Below are 14,505 nucleotides of genomic sequence, written 5' to 3'. Positions count from 1 at the left end.
GGCGGCCATGATCCAGATCGGGAATTTGTCGGTGGATTTCGAGCAGCGCGACATACGCGACCACGGTGCGTCGTTGCGTATCGGCGCACGTGCGCTCGACATCCTGGAAGTATTGCATCGCGCGAACGGCTCCCTCGTATCGAAGGACGACATCATGGACGCGGTGTGGCCGGGCCTGATCGTCGAGGAGAACCGGCTGCAGGTGCACGTCGCGACGCTGCGCAAGGCGCTGGGCCCGAACCGCGACCTGATCAAGACGGTGCCGGGCCGCGGCTACCTGCTGATCGCGCATCCGCCGGTCGCGCACGCGGTGGCGCCGCGCGCGTCCGAGGTTCCGCCCGAGGCGGCCGCGGCGCCCCATCCGGTGCCGCTCGTCGGGCGTCAGACCGAGATCGGGCAGATCGTCGACATGCTCGAGCGGGCATCGGTCGTCACGCTGGTCGGCGCGGGCGGCATCGGCAAGACGAGCCTGGCCGAGCGCGTCGCGCATGAACTGCGCGGCCGCGCCGGCGAGCGCGTGCTGTTCGTGGAACTGGCGCGTGCGGCGACGCGCGACGACGTGCTGCGCGCGATCGGCGCGGAACTCGGGCTCGACGCGGATGGCGTGCCGGCCGTCGAACGGATCGGCGAGGCCTTCGCCGCGTCGCGCGGCCTGCTCGTGCTCGACAACGCCGAGCACGTCGTCGACCTGGCGGCCGACCTCGTCGAAACGCTGACGTCGCACGCCGCGCCGCTGCGCGTGCTCGTGACGAGCCGCGAGCCGCTGCATATTTCGGTCGAGGCCGTGTTTCGCGTAAGTCCGCTGGCGGTGCCGGACGCCGATGCCGGCGTCGACGAGATCGTGCGCCATTCGGCCGTCGAGCTGTTTCTGGCGCGGATTCGCGCCGCCACGCCCGATGGCGCGGTCGATGCGGCCGGCATGCGGCTGATCGGCGACATCTGCCGGCGCCTCGACGGGCTGCCGCTCGCGATCGAGCTGGCCGCCGCGCGGGTCGCGACGCTCGGGCTCGAGGTCGTCGCGGCGCGTCTCGACGACCGGCTGAACCTGCTGACGGGCGGGCTGCGCTCGGCGTTGCCGCGTCACCAGACGCTGCGGGCCACGTTCGACTGGAGCTACGTGCTGCTGGATGCGGCCGCGCGGTCGCTGTTTCGCCGGATGGCCTGCTTCGTCGGCCCGTTTACGTTCGATGCCGCGCGCGACGTCGCGATGGACCCGGGCATGCCGTCTGCCGAGATGATCGCGCTGCTCGGCGAACTGGTCGCGAAGTCGCTGGTGGCCGTCGAGTTCAACGGCGCGCAGGCGCGCTACCGGCTGACCGAATCGACCCGCGCGTACGCGCTCGAGAAACTGCACAACGAAGGCGAGTTCGACGCGGTCGCCGCACGTCATGCGCGCTACGAACGCGAGCAGGCGGAGGCCGCGATGCTGGCCCAGGCCCAGGCCGCGCTTGCGGCCAGCCTGCGCGCCGGCGCGGACATCGCGCCGCTGCGCGAACTCGCGGCGGCCGGGCCGCCGGCCGCGGAAATCGACGCGCTGGCGCATGCGTTGCTCGAACCGGCGCGCATGCGCGAAAGTTCGATCCCGGCGAGACGCGCGCTCGACGCGCTCGATGCCGGCGCCCACGGCGCCGTCGACGCGGCACGCGAGATGCGCCTGCGCGCGACCTACGCGGCGGCGCTGCTGCATACCGACGGCGATACGCACACGGCCGCCGCGATGTGGGACAGGACGCTCGGTCTCGCGGGCCGGATCGGCGACGAGGCGTTCGACGCGCGCGCGCTGGTCGGGCTGTGGAACACGATGCTGACGCGCTCCGACATTCATGAATCGCTGCGCTACGCGACGCGCTTCGAGCGGGCCGCGGAGCGGCGCGGTGACCGGCCGCAGCGGCTGCTGGCGGACGCGATGGTCGCGACCTCGCTGCATTACTTCGGCGAGCATGCGCAGGCGCGCGAGCGGCTGGAGGCGGCGACGGCCGAGCTGGCCATCGCCGGCGAGCCGCCCTGTGCGCAAGCGGCGCTGGGCATCGACGTCGCGACGCTCGGCCGGACGATGCTGACGCGGCTCGTCTGGATGCAGGGCGATGCGGAATATGCGATGCGGCTGGCCGCGCAGGCGGTCGAATGCGCGCGCCGCAGCGGCTCGGCGCCGGCATTGTGCGTCGTGCTCGGCGCCGCGGCCGTGCCGATCGCGTTGCGCTACGGTGATCACGACGCGATTTCCGATTATCTGGCGACGCTGCGCTCGACCGCCGATGCGCACGGATTCGACATCTGGCGCAGCCATGCCGAATGTCTCGCCGGGCTGTTCGACATGCAGGCCGGCCATCCCGGCGCCGGGCTCGCGCGGCTCGAGCCCGCGCTGCGGCGCATCGAAGCGAGCGGCTTCCGGCGCCTGCTCGCGCCGCTGGTCGTCGCCTACGCGGAAGGGTTGACGCGCACGGGCCGCGCGGCCGACGCGTGCACGAAGCTCGACGCGACGCTCGCGCGCTGCCGCGCGCACGGCGAGCATCTGTTCGTGCCGGAACTGCTGCGCGCGCGGGGGCTGGCGATGCTCGAACAGGCCCGCACCGCCGACCCGGATCTCGCGATCGCGTGCGAAGCCGACGGGCACCGTCACCTGCTGATGGCGATTCATGCGGCGAACGGCCAGGGTGCCGCGATGTGGGCGCTGCGCGCCACGCTGGACCTGGCCGATCACCTGATCGAGCGCGGGCGCACCGCGCAGGCGTCGTCGCTGGTGGCCGACCTGTCGGGGCATGTCGACCCGCAATCGCGGGCGTTCGACGTGCGCCGCCTGGCGCGCCTGCAGAACTTCGTTCGCCCGGAGGCGGCTGCGTCGACGGGCCTGACGCGCAAGCGACGCGAGGCGACGGATGCGATGCAGTCGGCGGCGTAACGGCGTGCCGGGCCCGCGCCGGGCACCGTCGCGTCCGCGCGCCGCGGCGCGGCGGCCTGATCGTGCAATGTTCAAGGGGGAAGGGATGGTCGGTGTATCGTCAAACCGGGTGCATGCCGCGTGCGGCCGCATGCCGGCGTTCGGCGCGAGCAGGGGGGGCTGAGGGTGCTCGACACGACGGCATTCGCCGAAGCGGCGGACCTCATCGTCTACAACGGCAAGATCGCGACGCAGGACGCGCGGCAGTCGTTCGTGACCGCGCTCGCGGTGAAGGACGGCCGGATTCTCGCGAGCGGCAGCGGCCGCGACGTGCTGCGCCATGCGCGCGACGGCACGCCGCGCATCGACCTGAACGGCCGCACCGTGATCCCGGGGCTGAACGATTCGCACCTGCACATGATCCGCGGCGGCATGAACTTCAACCTGGAGCTGCGCTGGGACGGCGTGCCGACGCTGGCCGACGCGCTCTGCATGCTGCGTCGCCAGGTGCTGCGCACGCCCGCGCCGCACTGGGTGCGCGTGGTCGGCGGCTGGACCGAATTCCAGTTCGCGGAAAAGCGCGGGCCGACGGTGGCCGAACTCAACGCGATCGCGCCCGACACGCCGGTCTTCATCCTGCACCTGGGCGACAGCGCGCTGCTGAACGCGGCCGCGCTGCGCGCGATCGGCTATGGCCGCGACACGTCCGATCCGCCCGGCGGCGAGATCCAGCGCGATCGCCTCGGCCGGCCGACCGGCATGCTGATCGCGCGCCCCGACATGGGCATCCTGCATGCGGTGCTCGAGCGCGCCCCGAAGCTCGGCCACGACGACCAGATCAATTCGACGCGGCATTTCATGCGCGAACTGAACCGTTTCGGCGTGACGAGCGCGATCGACGCGGGCGGCGATTTCCAGGCCTATCCGGACGACTACGCGGCGATCATGGCGCTCGCGAAGCGCGGCGAACTGACGGTGCGCATCGCGTACAGCCTGTTCGTGCAGCACGCCGGGCGCGAGCTCGACGACTACTCGCGGTGGGTGACGCTGGCCAAGCCCGGCGACGGCGACGCGTTCCTGCGGATGAACGGCGCCGGCGAACTGCTGGTGTATTCCGCGGCCGATTTCGGCAATTTTCTCGAACCGCGCCCCGACCTGCCCGACGCGCTCGAGGCGGAACTGGCCGTCGTGGTCCGGCTGCTGGTGCGGCACCGCTGGCCGTTCCGGCTGCATGCGACCTACGACGAATCGATCGGCCGCTTCCTGAACGTGCTGGAAGCCGTGAACCGCGAGGTGCCGTTCGACGGGCTGCGCTGGTTCTTCGATCATTGCGAGACGATCTCGGATGCGAACATCGCGCGCATCGCCGCGCTCGGCGGCGGCGTGACGGTCCAGCACCGGATGGCGTTCCAGGGCGAGTACTTCATCGCGCGCTACGGCGCGGAAGCGGCCGCGCGCACGCCGCCGATCCGCGCGATGCTGGCGGCCGGGCTGCCGGTCGGCGCGGGTACCGATGCGACGCGCATCGCGAGCTACAACCCGTTCCTGTCGCTGTACTGGATGGTGTCCGGGCGCACCGTCGGCGGCACGGCGCTTTACCCCGAATGGAACCGGCTCGGCCGGATGGAAGCGTTGCGCCGCTACACGGTCGGCAGCGCGTGGTTTTCGAACGAAGACGATCGCAAGGGCGCGCTGGTGCCCGGCCAGTATGCGGATTTCGCCGTGCTGACGGACGACTACTTCACGATCGACGAGGCGCAGATCAAGGCGCTCTCCTCGGTGCTGACGGTCGTCGGCGGCAAGGTCGTGCATGCGGACGACGAGTTCGCGCCGCTGGCGCCGCCGCCGTTGCCGGTCAGCCCCGCGTGGTCGCCGGTGGTCGAATTCGGCGGTTTCGGCCGGCGTCGTCCCGTGGCGGCGGCGTCGCTGCGCGCGGCGGCCGGCTGCAGTGCCGCTGCCGCCCGCGCGGATGCCGGTGCCGTGCGCGGTCCCGCGGCGCGTTTCGCGCGGCGCCTGCAGGTGGCTGCGCGGGATGTCGTCGAGCAGTGCGAAGCATTCGGTTATCCCGGCGTTGCCTCGTAGGCGGCAGGTCGGCGGCCCGCCGCGTGCGGCCCGATGAACAGACAATTTTCCGCCCCGGCGCGGGGCAGAAGGAGACGAGATGAGTGCTGCGCCGACGTGCGCATCCGCCGATGACGAAGTCGCCGGCGTTCGCATTCCGCGGACGCCGATGGCGATCGAGGCGGCCGAAGCAGCGTGTGCATCGTTGCCGCCGGTGCTGACCGGTCATGCGTGCCGGGTGTTCGTCCTGGCGTCGCTTGCCGCGCGCCGTGCCGGCGAGACGCTCGATGCCGATGCGCTGTATGTGGCCGCGATGTACGCGAACATGGGACTGAGCACCGCCTATTGCCGCTCGAGCGCGCGCTACGAGGTCGACAGCGCCGATGCCGCGCACGCGTTCCTGCTGCGGCATCACATGTCGCAGCGCCAGTGCGACGACGTGTGGCGCGCGATCGCGCTGCATACGACGCCCGGTGTGGCTGCGCGCGTCTCGCCGCTGGCGCGCGCGCTGGCCGAGGCCGTGGCGGCGGACCTGATGGCCAGCGGCTTCGACGCGTATTCGGCGGCCGAGCGCCGGGCACTGCTCGCCGCGTACCCGCGCGGAGAAGGGTTCGGCGATGCGTTCCTCGATGCGGTCGCACGTGGCGTCGCGCACCGGCCGGCGTCGACGTTCGGCACGTGGAGCGCCGATGTGCTCGAGCGTGCCGACCCGGATTTCCAGCGGCCGAATTTCTGCGGGCGCGTGCTGGGCGCGCGCTGGAAGGACGCCTGACGGCGTCGTTCCGGCGCCGGCGGCGCGAGCTTGCCGCGGCGGCAGCTCGGCTGCCGCTGCGGCGCCGGGGCGTTCAGGCGTTCGGACGCTCAGGCGCGCCGGTGCTCAAGTGCTCAAGTGCTCAAGTGCTCAAGTGCTCAAGTGCTCAAGTGCTCAAGTGCTCAAGTGCTCAAGTGCTCAGGCGCTCAGGCGCTCAGGCGTCCAAGCGCTCAGGCGCTCAGGCGCTCAGGCGTTCAGGCGTTCAGGCGTCCAAGCGCTCAGGCACTCAAGCACTCAAGCACTCAAGCACTCAAGCGCCCAAGCGCCCAAGCGCCCAAGCGCCCAAGCGCCAAGGCGCCCAGGCGCCCAGGCGTTCAAACGTTCGCGCCCGCCGCGTCATGACGCGCATAGTCGACGTAGCCCGCGCGGTCGCCGCCATACCAGCCGACCGTCTTCGGTGCGGCGAGCGGCGCCTTCGCCGCGATGCGCTCGACGAGATCGGGGTTCGCGATGTAGGCGCGCGCGAACGCGACGAGATCGGCGTCGCCCGCGTCGATCAGCGCCTGCGCGGCGTCCGGCGCGATGCCGCCGTTGACGATCAGCGCGCCGCGGTACGCGTTGCGCGTGTTCGCGACGATCCGCGGCAGGTCCGGCTCGCCGCTCCAGCCGTTGGTGTCCGCCGCGTGCAGATAGGCGACGCCGGCTTCGTCGAGCATGCGGCCGACGTACGCGTACGTCGCGTCCGGATCCGCGTCGCGCACGTTGTTGTACTTCGCGTACGGCGAGATGCGCACGCCCACCCGGTCGAGCGGCATCACGCCGCCGACCGCGTCGACGATTTCCTCGAGAAAGCGCGCGCGGTTCGCGACCGAGCCGCCGTAGCGGTCGTCGCGGCGGTTCAGCGTCGACGACAGGAACTGGTGCGGCAGGTAGCCGTTGGCCGCGTGAATCTCGACGCCGTCGAAGCCGGCCGCCTTCGCGCGCAGCGCGGCCCGGCGGAATTCCTCGACCGTCGCGGCGACCTCGTCGGTCGTCATCGCGCGCGACGGCGTCGCGTGAATCTTCGTGTAGTAACCGTTCTGCAACTGGGCCCACACCTGCAGCTGTTCGAGATCGTCGTTGACGCCGGACGGCGACAGCGGCGCTGCGCCGCCGAGCAGCGTCAGCGAGCTGACCCGGCCGCCGTGCCACAGCTGCGCGAAGATGCGGCCGCCGTTCGCGTGGACCGCGTCCGTGATCTGCCGCCAGCCGGCCGCCTGCTCGTCGGTGACGAGCCCGGGCGTCAGTTCGAACGCCGCGGAGGCCGGGCTGACGTTGGTCGCCTCGGTCACGATCAGGCCGGCGGACGCGCGCTGCGCGTAGTATTCGGCCATGAGTTCGGTCGGCTGGCCGCGCGACGGCGCGCGCGAGCGCGTCATCGGCCCCATCACGACACGGTTGGGAAGCGGCAGGCCGCGCAGATCGTAGTGGCTGAGCAGGGAAGACATGAAGGATTCCTCTTCAGTGGAGCAGGGCGCCGCCGCATGTCGTCCGGTTGCGGCCGGTGCGGCGGCTGGCGCTGCGGAAAGTCGGAGATGACGTGCCGGCAGCATTCCGGTGCGCGAAGCGCCCGCTCGGGATTCGCGCGTGAACCGGTGCCGGCGCCGGTTCAAGCCTGGGCGTGGCGTTGCGCGTGCGGCCGCCCGATCACGAGGTAGTGGGCGAGCGCGACGATCGGGAACGCGCCGGCGACGGCCGCGACGAGCGGCCAGCCGCCATGCTCGTACAGCGGGCTCGCGAGCGCGGAGCCGACGGCGCCGCCGACGAAGATGCTCGTCATGTACAGCGCGTTCAGGCGGTTGCGGCTCGCCGCATGCAGCGCGTAGATCTCGCGCTGGCCGAGCACCATATTCATCTGCACCGCGAAGTCGAGCACGATGCCCGTGACGACGAGGCCGTACAGCCCGGCGCCGTGGACCAGCGCGACCGCGTACGACAGCGCACCCGCGACCAGCGCGATCAGCGTGGCCCGCACCGTATGGCCGGCATCCGCGAGACGGCCGGCGACGGGCGCCGACGTCGCGCCGATCGCGCCGACCAGCGCGAACAGGCCGATGGCCGATTGCGACAGGCCGTAGTGACGCGTGAGCTCGACCGGCACGGCGGTCCAGAACAGGCTGAACGACGCGAACATCAGGCCCTGGTAGAACGCGCGATGGCGCAGCACCGGCATCGTGCGGACCAGCTGCAGCAGCGAGCCGATCAATTCGAAATAGGTCGCGCGATGATCGGGCTGGCGCGACGGGATCGTCAGCGCGAGCACGGCCGTCACGAGCGTCATCAGCACGGCGGCGGCGGCGAACACGAAGCGCCAGCCGAACGCGTCGGCCACCACGCTCGACAGCGGGCGCGCGAGCAGGATGCCGAGCAGCAGCCCGCTCATGATCGTGCCGACCACGCGGCCGCGGGAATGATCGGGCGCGAGGTGCGCGGCGAGCGGCACCAGGATCTGCACGGCGACCGAGCTGAAGCCGATCAGCAGCGAGATCGCGAGAAACGGCCCGGGCGTATGCACCATCGCCGCCGCCGCGAGGCTCGCGATCGACACGACGGCGGTCGTGATCATCAGCTTGCGGTTTTCGAGCAGGTCGCCGAGCGGCACGATGAAGAACAGGCCGAGCGCGTAGCCGATCTGCGTCAGCGACACGATGAGGCTCGCGGTCGCGCCGGACATGTGCAGGCTCGGCGCGATGAGTTCGGTGATCGGCTGCGCGTAGTACAGGTTCGCGACGATCGCGCCGCAACTGAACGCGAACAGCAGGATGAGGCCTTGCGTGAGCTTGGTCGCGTGCCCGTGGGCCGCGAGCGGGGTGGATTCTGCTGACATGGTCGACTCCTTCGAAAGAGATGTCGGGTGCCCGGTCGTCGGGCGGATGAGGCGGTGTGTGTCGCGGCGAAACGGAAGCCGCCGCATTGCCGTCAAGATTATTGATCGATCGATAACAAGGGAATACGGCCGCCGCGCAATCGAGCATTGCGCGGCGCGCAAAGGGGGCGGATCGTGGGCGGCGTCATGCGCGCCCGCCGCGGCCGGGTTCGGCCGCGAACCGCATGCCGGTGGCGGCGAGCCCGGCCGGTGCGAGCGCGCAGGTGGACGCCGGTGGCGGCGAGCCTGGCCGACGCGAGCGCGCAGGTGGACGCCCGGGAGCGGCCAGATGGCCGCGCAACGGTTTGCCGTGCGTGTCGGGAAAGGTGGTCAGGCGGCGCAGCACCGTGACCGCGCCGCCCTGAGCGGGCCACGGCCGGTCGCGACGTTCGTGGACGGCGGCCTCGCGGCCGATGCAATGCAGCGTGACGGCGGCGGCCCCGTCCGCGATGGATGGCGCCGCCGGCGATCGCGATCTTCATGATGGCCTCTCGTCGCGGGCCTCGGGCGCGGATATCGCGGATCGCGAAGCCCATGAACCAGTCTGGATCGCGCGGACTGAATGGTCTTGAAACCCCGCCTTAAATCACCTGATTCATGCGGGATGCGGCGGGGTTGTCGCGTTCAGCCGCGCTGGCCCTGCAGCGTCGGGATCTGCGCGAACAGGCCGGCGAGCCAGTCGACGAAGACCTTGAGCTTGACGGGCGTGTGCCGGTTGGGCGGATACAGGATCGAGATCGGCCGCGGCGGCGTGTTGAAATCGGTCAGCACCTCGCGCAGGCGCCCCGATTTCAGGTACGGCTCGACTAGGTACAGCGAGGTCTTGATCAGGCCGATCCCCGCGACGCCGCATGCGATGTAGGTGTCGGCGTCGTTGACCGCGACCGTGCCGCACATCTGGATGATGCGCGTCTCGCCGTCGACGACGTAGTCCCACGGCCGCGGCCGGCCCGTATCGGCCGACATGTGGCTGACCGCGATGTGCTGGGCGAGGTCGTCCACCGTGCCGGGTGCGCCGCAGCGCTCGAGATACGCGGGGGCCGCGCAGGTGCAGGTGGTGAGGCTGCCGATCCGTTTCGCGACCAGCCCCGAGTCGTCGAGCGCGCCGATGCGCACGACGCAATCGACCCCCTCGCCGACGAGGTCGATCTGCCGGTCCGTCACGCCGAGTTCGACCGAGATGCCCGGATGGGCGGCGAGGAATTCGGGCAGCGCGGGCACCATGATCTGTTTCGCCATTGCCGGCGGCAGGTTCACCTTCAGGCGGCCGCGCGGCACGTTGCGCGCCTGCGAGACGGCCGCTTCCATGTCGTCGATCTCGCGCAGCACGCCGACGCAGCGTTCGTAATAGGCCTGCCCGTCCTCGGTCAGCGAGATGCGGCGCGTCGTGCGGTTCAGCAGCCGGCAGCCGAGATGCTGTTCGAGCGTGCTCAGCAGCGCGGACACGCGCGGCGTCGTGAGCCCGGTGGTGTCCGACGCGCGCGTGAAACTGCCCGTCTCGACGATACGCGTGAACACGCGCATCGAAAGCAAGGTATCCATCGTTCAGAAATCTCCAGCCTGTCGGGTTGCCGGCGCCGGTCTGTGCCGGCGCGGTCGGTTGTGATATGCGGCTATGCGTCGATCCGTTTCCTGAGCGAATCGCCGGCGAACGGCATTTCGCGCATGCGCTGGCCGGTCGCGTCGAAGATCGCATTGGCCAGCGCGCCGGCGGTCGGCCCCATCGACGCCTCGGCCGCGCCGAGGAACGGCGCACCGGGGCGATTGATCAGATGCACCTTGATGCTTTGCGGGGCCGAGCCGAACCGCAGGATCGGATAGCTGCTCCAGTCGAAACTGCGAATGCGCTGCGTATCGTATTTCAGCGCCTCGTACAGTGTCCAGCTGGCGGCCTGCACGATGCCGCCCTCGATCTGGTTGCGGATGCCGTCCGGCGACACGACCTGGCCGGCGTCGACCGCGACTTCCGCGCGATCGAGCGTCACGTGGCCGGTCTCCGGCTCGACCGTGATCTCGATCGCGATCGCAACGTAGGCCATCAGGTTCTTGTATTTGCCGAACGCGAAGCCGACGCCGCGGTTGCGCGCGCGCGGCGGCCGCGGCCAGCCGAACCGGGCCGCGGCGAGCTGGATCACCTGCCGCGCGCGAGGGTCCTGCATGTGGCGCAGGCGGAATTCGACCGGATCGATGCCGGCCGCGTGCGCGAGTTCGTCCATGAAGCTCTCGATGGCCCACACGTTGGTGTGCGCGCCGAGCGAGCGCATCGCGGAAGTCTGCAGCGGCATCGTCGGCGAGAAGTTGTTGACGATGTGCATGTTGGGCAGCGCGTACAGCGGGATCGCATTGCGATCGCCGCCGCCCTCGGGCTGCAGCATCGGCGTCGACGGTGCGGACACGAACGGCGGCTCGAGCATCCGCGCGGGCAGCAGCCGGCCGGCGTTGACGATGCGCTCGTTGTGCGAACTGCTCCACAGCGCGTAGTTCCAGTCGACGATGCGGCCGCCCGCGTCGAGCGACGCGCTGAGCTCGGTGACCATCGCCGGCGTGAAGTGGTCCCACGTATGTTCCTGCTCGCGCATCCATTGCACGCGGATCGGCTTGCCGGGCATCGCCGCGGCGATCAGCGCCGCATGCGCGGCCGCATCGTCCGCGCCATTGTGCCCGTAGCAGCCGGAACCCTCGGTGTGAATGCAGCGCACGCTCGCCTTCGGCAGCGACAGCATCTCGGCGAGGGCGTCGCGCAGCGGGTAGACGCCCTGCGAGTGGGTCCACACCGTCAGCGTGCCGTTCTCGAGATGCGCGACCGAACACGACGGCCCGATCGAGCCGTGCAGCAGGTAATTCTTCAGGAACGTGGCGGACAGCGTCTTGGTCGCCGGCGCGGCGGGTGCATGCGTGTTGGCGATTTCGATGCGCTGCGTCGCGATCCGCTTCAGCTCCGCGTGGACCGTCGCGCGATCGGGCAGCGTGCGGCCGCCGGACCAGCGGCAGCTTGCGGCCAGCGCGCGCTGCGCGACGACCGCCTGCCATTCCCCGTGCGCGACGACCGCGAGCATGCTGCCGTTGCGCACGATTCGCACGACGCCCGGCATCTTCAGGATCGCGGCTTCGTCGAACGACTGCAGTGCCGCGTCGTACACCGGCGGCATCACGACGCGCGCGTGCAGCATGCCCGGCAGTTCCATGTCCTGCACGTAGCTGACGCCGCCCGTGACCTTGTTCGGGATGTCGACGCGCGGCAGCGACGTGCCGATCACGGCGAACGTGGCCGGGGGCTTCAGCGGCGAGGTCGGCGTCGCGTTGCGGTGCAGGTCGACGGTGCGCACCGCGTCGCCGTAGCGCATCGTGCGGCCGTCCGGCGCCTTGATGACGGCATCGGCGACACTCAGCGTGCGCGGATCGACGCCGAACTGCTTCGCCGCGCCGTCGACCAGCAGCCCGCGCACCTGCGCGGCGGCGTTCAGCAGCGCGGAGCCGCTGTCCGCCATCGTGTGGCTGCCCGCCGTCAGGCCCTCGTCCGGCGACGCGCCGGTGTCGGCGGTCAGGAACGTGATCAGCGAGGGCTTCATGTTCAGCTCCTCGGCGGCCACCTGCAGCAATGCGGTGCGCACGCCGGTGCCGAGCTCGACCTTGCCGGTAAACACGGTGACCTTGCCGTCGGGCGCGATCTTGATCCACGCGTCGAGCAGCGGGTTGGTCTTGAGGCTGCCGGCCAGCGTTTCGGTGGCCTTGGCGACGTGGACGGCGGCGCCTTCGTCCGCGATCACGACTTCGGCGAGCGCGCGCGCGGCCGGCGCGAGGCTGAACGCGACGAAGAGCGCGCCGGAGACCATGAAGTGCCGGCGGCCTTCGTCGATGTCGTCGGGTGCGTTCATCAGATTCCCTTGCTGATCATGACCGGCGCGGCGGACGGTTCCGGCTCCGGCAGGCCCGCGACCTGGCGCACGGCGGCCAGGATCCGCATGTGGGTGCCGCAACGGCACAGGTTCGGTTCCATGTGGGTGCGCAGCTCGCGTTCGGTCGGTTTCGGGTTGCGTTCGAGCAGCGCCTGCGCACGCATGATCATGCCCGCGATGCAGTAGCCGCACTGCGCCGCCTGGTGGTCGATGAACGCCTGTTGAAGCTTGCCCGGATGGTCGGCCGTGCCGAGGCTTTCGAGGGTTCTGACGCGGCGCTCGCCGAGCGCGGCGACCGGAATCAGGCACGAGAACATCGGCTTGTCGTCGACGATCACGGTACATGCGCCGCATTGCCCGAGGCCGCAGCCGAATTTCGCGCCGTGCAGGTGCAGGTCGTTGCGCAGCGCGTACAGCAGCGGCGTCGACGGATCGATGTCGAGCGTGTGCCGCACGCCATTCACGGTGAGGGCGATCATGGTGCGCGGTCCTCCTTTCTGAGCTTCGCGGCGAGGGTGTCGATGCCGCTCCATGCGGGGCGATCGGAGTACGTCTCGCGCAGGTAGGCGGCGAGATCAGCGATCTGCGCGTCGTCGTACTGGTCGAGGTAGGACGGCATGTAGTTCAGCGTGTCCTCGCCATGCCAGCCGATGCCGTTGAACATCATCTGGATCGCGTTGCGCGGCGTGTCGGCATGGATGGCCGTGCTGAACGCGAGCGTCGGCCGCTCGCCGATCGACTGCATCGGCGAGGCCGGCCCGTGACACTGTGCGCACGACGCCTGGAACAGTACGGCGCCGCGCTGCGCGGCCGGCGTCGTCGGGCCGTGTTCCGCGGCGGCCGTTGTTGCGGGACGGGCGGCCGCCGGCTTCTGGATGGACAGGATGTACGTGGCGATCGCCTCGACGTCTTCCGCCGGCACCGTCGCGAGATCGCGCGTGACCGGCAGCATCGGTCCGGCGGCCGCGCCGTGCTCGCTCGCGCGGCCGGTGCGCAGGTACGTGACCAGTTGCGCCTGCGTCCACGGCCGGGCCGCGTTGCCGAGCGTGTTGAGCGGCGGCGCTTCCCAGCCGTCGACGATGCCGCCGTCGAACGCCTTGCCGGCCTGTTCGCCGCCGATCGCGTTCAGCGGCGAATGGCAGGACGCGCAGTGCCCGAGGCCGTCGACGAGCATCTTGCCGCGATTCCATTGCGCGGATTGCGACGGATCGGGCCGGTACGCGCCTTCGCGCAGGAACAGCACGTTCCAGAACGCGACCAGCGGCCGGAAGTTGAGCGGGAAGATCAGGTCGTTCGCCGGCGTCTTCGTCTGCACCGGTTCGCGCGTCATCAGGTACGCGTATGCGGCTTCGATGTCCTGGTCGGACATCCGCGTGAAATGGATGTACGGAAACGCCGGGTAGAGCGGATGGCCGTCGCGGGCGATGCCGCTGCGCAGCGCGCGCGCGAACGCGGCCAGCGACCAGCGGCCGATGCCCGTCTCGGCATCCGGCGTGATGTTGGTCGCGTAGATCGTGCCGAACGGCGTCGCGAGCGGCAGGCCGCCGGCGAACGGCTTGCCGTCCTTCGCGGTGTGGCACACGACGCAGTCGCCGAGCGCGACGACGCGCGCGCCCGCACGAACGAGCTGCGGATCGAACGACGCGCGCGCGGGCGGATCGATCGGCGCGATCGACGGCCGGACCATGATGCCGATCGCGACCGCGAGGCCGACGAGCGCGACCACCGCCGCGCCGAACCAGAGTCGTTTGTGCTTCATGCGCGCTCCACGCGAACCGGTTCGTCCGGCGTCATGCGATCGGCGCGGCGCGGCCGGTTGCCCGATGCGGCGCGGATCGATGTGGCGTAGCGGGCGCGCCGGTGTGCGCGGCCTGGACAGCGCGTGCCGGCGGCGGATGTCGCAGCCGGGGCCGCCGGATGGCGATGCGGCATGGCCGATCGATTCGGCCATGCCAGGCCTGTCCGGCCGCAGCGATTCGCGGCGGAAATCATGTCGTCGCTCCTGGGGTGGGGG

At 70.7% G+C, this 14,505-nt stretch carries 9 protein-coding genes; 3 read left to right on the top strand and 6 right to left on the bottom strand.

Annotation, left to right across the window (positions count from 1 at the left end; all coding sequences use genetic code 11):
- Positions 1 to 7: 7 nt before the first annotated feature.
- The 3 genes from U4Y91_RS18515 to U4Y91_RS18505 all read left to right on the top strand — a co-directional run bounded on the left by U4Y91_RS18515 (position 8) and on the right by U4Y91_RS18505 (position 5,711).
- Complete coding sequence (locus U4Y91_RS18515; RefSeq protein WP_321806394.1) at positions 8 to 2,899, top strand: ATP-binding protein; 2,892 nt, start codon at positions 8 to 10, stop codon at positions 2,897 to 2,899.
- Between the two features lie 165 nt (positions 2,900 to 3,064).
- The gene (locus U4Y91_RS18510; protein ID WP_321806256.1) at positions 3,065 to 4,960 is read left to right on the top strand and encodes an amidohydrolase; all 1,896 of its coding nucleotides are present in this window, start codon (positions 3,065 to 3,067) and stop codon (positions 4,958 to 4,960) included.
- Between the two features lie 79 nt (positions 4,961 to 5,039).
- The gene (locus tag U4Y91_RS18505; protein WP_321806255.1) at positions 5,040 to 5,711 is read left to right on the top strand and encodes a phosphohydrolase; all 672 of its coding nucleotides are present in this window, start codon (positions 5,040 to 5,042) and stop codon (positions 5,709 to 5,711) included.
- A gap of 353 nt (positions 5,712 to 6,064) precedes the next feature.
- On the opposite strand, the gene U4Y91_RS18500 is transcribed toward U4Y91_RS18505, so the two are convergent.
- The 6 genes from U4Y91_RS18500 to U4Y91_RS18475 form a co-directional block, all read right to left on the bottom strand.
- Positions 6,065 to 7,177, bottom strand: coding sequence for an alkene reductase (locus U4Y91_RS18500; protein ID WP_321806254.1), 1,113 nt, complete (start codon positions 7,175 to 7,177; stop codon positions 6,065 to 6,067).
- 161 nt (positions 7,178 to 7,338) lie between these two features.
- Positions 7,339 to 8,556, bottom strand: a complete 1,218-nt coding sequence (locus U4Y91_RS18495; RefSeq protein ID WP_321806253.1) for an MFS transporter — start codon at positions 8,554 to 8,556, stop codon at positions 7,339 to 7,341.
- A 663-nt stretch (positions 8,557 to 9,219) separates the two neighbouring features.
- A complete protein-coding gene (locus tag U4Y91_RS18490; protein ID WP_321806252.1) occupies positions 9,220 to 10,137 on the bottom strand; it encodes a LysR family transcriptional regulator in 918 nt (305 codons plus the stop codon).
- Positions 10,138 to 10,208: 71 nt separating this feature from the next.
- Positions 10,209 to 12,470: a xanthine dehydrogenase family protein molybdopterin-binding subunit gene (locus U4Y91_RS18485; RefSeq protein ID WP_321806251.1), complete on the bottom strand. Its 2,262-nt coding sequence runs from the start codon at positions 12,468 to 12,470 to the stop codon at positions 10,209 to 10,211.
- Positions 12,470 to 12,970 carry a (2Fe-2S)-binding protein gene (locus U4Y91_RS18480; protein WP_321806250.1) on the bottom strand — a complete coding sequence of 167 codons (501 nt, stop codon included), beginning with the start codon at positions 12,968 to 12,970 and terminating at the stop codon, positions 12,470 to 12,472. The genes U4Y91_RS18485 and U4Y91_RS18480 overlap by 1 nt, the downstream gene beginning before the upstream one ends.
- The gene (locus tag U4Y91_RS18475) at positions 12,967 to 14,250 is read right to left on the bottom strand and encodes a c-type cytochrome (protein WP_321806249.1); all 1,284 of its coding nucleotides are present in this window, start codon (positions 14,248 to 14,250) and stop codon (positions 12,967 to 12,969) included. The genes U4Y91_RS18480 and U4Y91_RS18475 overlap by 4 nt, the downstream gene beginning before the upstream one ends.
- Positions 14,251 to 14,505 lie beyond the last annotated feature (255 nt).

Source organism: Burkholderia sp. BCC1993 (assembly GCF_905339865.1).
GTDB lineage: Bacteria > Pseudomonadota > Gammaproteobacteria > Burkholderiales > Burkholderiaceae > Burkholderia.
Note: the sequence above shows the minus strand (reverse complement) of the source record. Positions and strands in the feature narration are given on the sequence as shown.